Origin of the sequence: Pseudomonas sp. CBZ-4, from assembly GCF_000346755.1 — a bacterium.
In the GTDB taxonomy this organism is placed as follows: Bacteria; Pseudomonadota; Gammaproteobacteria; order Pseudomonadales; family Pseudomonadaceae; genus Aquipseudomonas.
The window spans coordinates 1-3,899 of record NZ_ANNV01000013.1 but is presented as its reverse complement, the minus strand read 5'-3'; the positions used below and the strand labels follow the sequence as shown (position 1 = coordinate 3,899).

Here is a 3,899-nt window from a genome sequence, read left to right as displayed (position 1 = left end):
CCTCGGTGGATCAGGGAAACCGAGGTGATGCTATCGCAGGCAAGCCAGCTCCCACATTGGTTAGAGGTGGGACTCGGCGTATTCAGCCAGAATCGAACGAGGCACACCCTGCAGCGCAATATGCACGCCGTTCGGGAAGTCCTTGAAGCGTTCCGTCAGGTAAGTCAGCCCGGAGCTGGTCGCGGACAGGTAAGGGGTGTCGATCTGTGCCAGGTTGCCCAGGCACACCACTTTGGAACCGGCGCCGGCACGGGTGATGATGGTTTTCATCTGGTGCGGCGTGAGGTTCTGGCATTCATCGATCAAGATCAGGCTTTGCTGGAAGCTGCGACCCCGGATGTAGTTGAGGGATTTGAACTGCAACGGCACTTTGCTGAGGATGTAGTCGACGCTGCCATGGGTGTTTTCGTCATCCATGTGCAAGGCTTCGAGGTTGTCGGTGATCGCCCCCAGCCACGGCTCCATTTTTTCCGCCTCGGTGCCGGGCAGGAAGCCGATTTCCTGGTCCAGGCCCTGCACGCTGCGGGTGGCGATGATGCGGCGATAGCGCTTGGTGACCATGGTCTGCTCGATGGCGGCAGCCAGGGCGAGGATGGTTTTCCCGGAACCGGCGGCGCCCGTCAGGTTGACCAGGTGGATGTCCGGGTCGAGCAGCGCGTACAGCGCCAGGCTCTGGTAGATGTCACGCGGTTTCAGGCCCCAGGCTTCCTGGTGCAACAGGGGTTCCTGATGCAGGTCGAGGATCAGCAGCTTGTCGACCTGGATCTCTTTGATCCAGCCCACGAAGCCCTGTTCATCGACGATGAATTCATTGATATGCACGGCCGGCAGGTTTTCGATCAGCTGCACCTGGTGCCAGGTGCGGCCATGGTCCTGGCGGGTTTCAACCTTGCTGACACGGTCCCAGAACGAGCCCGTAATCATGTGATAGCCACGGGACAGCATCGACACGTCATCGACCAGTTGGTCGGTGCTGTAGTCCTCGGCCGCGATCCCACACGCACGGGCCTTGAGGCGCATATTGATGTCTTTGGTCACCAGCACCACGCGCAGGTCCTTGTCACGCGCGTGCAGGTCGATCAACTGGTTGATGATCTTGTTGTCGTTGAGGTTTTCCGGCAGCACGCTGTTGGGCTCGCTGCGCTTGCTCATCAGGATCGACAGCAAGCCCTTGGGCCCGCTTTTGCCGCGCTGGATCGGTACGCCCACCTCGACGTCTTCCGGCGACGCTTCGCCCAGCGTCTTGTCGATCAGGCGGATCGCCTGGCGGCATTCGGCGGCCACGCTGTGGTGCCCGCTTTTGAGTTTGTCGAGTTCCTCAAGCACGATCATCGGGATGGCGACGTGGTGTTCTTCGAAGTTGAGCAGTGCGTTTGGATCGTGGATCAATACGTTGGTATCAAGCACATAAAGGATTGGCTGGTCGGAAGAAGGGGTGCGTCCATGATCATCCATACTCGGTCACCTTTTGTGGGAGCCAGTCGACGCAATACCTGGGCGGTGCTGCGCCTCGATTCGACCACCGAATGCACCTGAGGGACGTCAAGTGCATGCCCACATGAGGAGTCTGGAAAGACGCCACCTGTGTTGCAGGTTTCGGCGATCTGACTTCGTAATACCGCAAAACGTGTGACAGGAAAAAGCACTTTGACGCTTTTTTGAAGTTTATTTTTCAGGATGACGAATAGCACTAGCCGAGTGCCATGCACCCCGTTAAAGTCGGAAGTCCGCCTGCATCGATTTGTCGCACAAAATCACCCCAAAAAGGCCCCACACCCAACAGGGCCGGGCACTTCAGCGAAACGCCTCACGGCAGTCCTGCCAACCCAATCCACTCTGTGCCGTTGCCTGCAGCAACTGCGGCAAAGCGACCCGCGCCTTGTCCTGGGTGTCGTGAAACACAATCACCCCTTTGCGCCACAGCAACATCAGCGTCAGCACCCGCTGCGCCGACTCATCGGCCTTGAGCTTGCCCGGTTCGTCCTGGGAATCGATGTCCCACAACGCCACCTGCAAGCCCTGGGACTGGAAGAAACCCTGGCTGTCGGCGCGCCGCTGGCCGTACGGCGGGCGGAACAGCGGCACATAGTTTTCCGGCATCAGGTTCTGCGCCAGCGAGGCGCTGCGGGTAATCGAACTTTGCCAATCGACCCAGTGGCTGTGGGAGCGGTACTGCCAGCCCTGGGTGCCCACGCACTGGCCCTGGTACAACGCCTGCACATCGGCGGCGGAACTGCGCTCCACCCGGGTTTGCAGGCTGCTGCCGAGGACAAAGAAGGTGGCGTTCATCTTTTGCTTGCGCAGGTAGTCGGCGAGCCAGTCGGTATTGCCACTGACCGGCGCGGGGCCACCGTCAAACGTCAGCAGGAACAGGCGGTCGTTGAATTCATCGCCATTGCGCTCATGGTCGCCGAAACGCGCGACTTCGCTGCTGATCTGCGGGAACAGCGCGGCCTTGCGCAGCAGTTCGTCCAGATAGCGTTCGTGAAAGGCATGGCTGGGGGCCGCCCACCCTATATAGAAAGAGTTTTCGCTGACCTCGAACTTGCCGGCCTGCTCGCGCAAGTCGTCCATGTTCTCCACCAGGTAGCAGAACGAGGCGTCCTCCTCGCAGCTCTGCTGGGCGAAGGTGTAGTTCTCCAGCAGGCGCTGCCAGAGCTGGCGGCGCAGGTCGTCGATGGCGGCCAGGTTGACGATCTTCAACCCCAGGCGCTGTTTGAGGGCGGCCTCATCCTGGGCTTCGCTGGCCAGCAGGCTGTGGGCGAACATGAGGATTTCTGCGCGCGAGGCCACATCGAACAGCGCCGGGCTGCTGAGTTTTTCCGGCCAGGTGCCACGGTCCAGGCTGGCCACATCTGCCGGCGCCGCATGGACGTTCAGGCACAGCAGACATGCCGACAATAAAAGCGCTATTCGCACGCAAGGTCTTCCTTTCCAGAGTTACCGCCCATCATAGCGGATCGTGCCTATCGCCATCATAGGTGGAGTCAAACCGCCCAAGCCCCTAGAATCCCCGCACGATTTAAGGAGACGACTTCATGCTGACGGTGATTTCCCCCGCCAAGACCCTCGATTTCGAGACCGCGCCTGCCACCGAGCGCTTTACCCAGCCGCAGTACCTGGACCATTCCCAGGTACTGATCGAGCAACTGCGCGAACTCAGCCCGGCGCAGATCAGCGAGCTGATGCATGTCTCCGACAAGATCGGCGGCCTCAACGCCGCCCGCTTCGGCAGCTGGACCCCAGCGTTCACCCCGGCCAACGCCAAGCAGGCGCTGCTGGCGTTCAAGGGTGACGTGTACACCGGCCTGAATGCCCAGACTTTCAGCGACGCCGACTTCAGCTACGCCCAGGACCACCTGCGCATGCTCTCCGGCCTCTACGGCCTGCTGCGCCCCCTGGACCTGATGATGCCGTACCGCCTGGAAATGGGCACCAAGCTGGCCAACGCCCGTGGCAAGGACCTCTACGCCTTCTGGGGCACCCGAATCAGCGAATGGCTGAACGAAGCCCTGGCCGAGCAAGGTGACGATGTGCTGCTGAACCTGGCGTCCAACGAGTACTTCTCGGCGGTCAAGCGCACGGCCCTGAACGCGCGGATCATCAACACCGAGTTCAAGGACTTGAAGAACGGCCAATACAAGATCATCAGCTTCTACGCCAAGAAAGCCCGGGGCATGATGAGCCGCTTTGTGATTGAAGAACGTATCAGCGACCCAGCCAGGCTCAAGGAATTCGATGTGCAGGGTTATCGCTTCAATGCGGAGCAGTCCAAGCCGGACAAACTGGTGTTTTTGCGCGATCACGCACCGGAATAAAGCTCTCCAGAACACAGATGTTCAATTGTGGGAGCTGGCTTGCCTGCGATAGCGGTGTATCAGTAGTAGAAGTGCTGACTG

The 3,899-nt window shown here is 60.1% G+C and carries 3 protein-coding genes; 1 reads left to right on the top strand and 2 read right to left on the bottom strand.

Translation table 11 applies throughout. The features are described from left to right. Window positions 1-60 precede the first annotated feature (60 nt). Both B348_RS0102175 and B348_RS0102170 read right to left on the bottom strand, forming a co-directional pair. Window positions 61-1,455 (bottom strand): PhoH family protein, encoded by a 1,395-nt coding sequence (locus B348_RS0102175; RefSeq protein ID WP_017734523.1) that lies wholly within the window; start codon window positions 1,453-1,455, stop codon window positions 61-63. A gap of 339 nt (window positions 1,456-1,794) precedes the next feature. Continuing rightward, on the bottom strand, window positions 1,795-2,919 hold the full coding sequence (locus B348_RS0102170; protein WP_026136494.1) for a polysaccharide deacetylase family protein: 1,125 nt from the start codon (window positions 2,917-2,919) through the stop codon (window positions 1,795-1,797). A 119-nt stretch (window positions 2,920-3,038) separates the two neighbouring features. Between B348_RS0102170 and yaaA the strand changes: the two genes are divergently transcribed. Then, window positions 3,039-3,818, top strand: a complete 780-nt coding sequence (gene yaaA, locus B348_RS0102165) for a peroxide stress protein YaaA (protein ID WP_017734521.1) — start codon at window positions 3,039-3,041, stop codon at window positions 3,816-3,818. The last annotated feature ends 81 nt before the right edge of the window (window positions 3,819-3,899 follow it).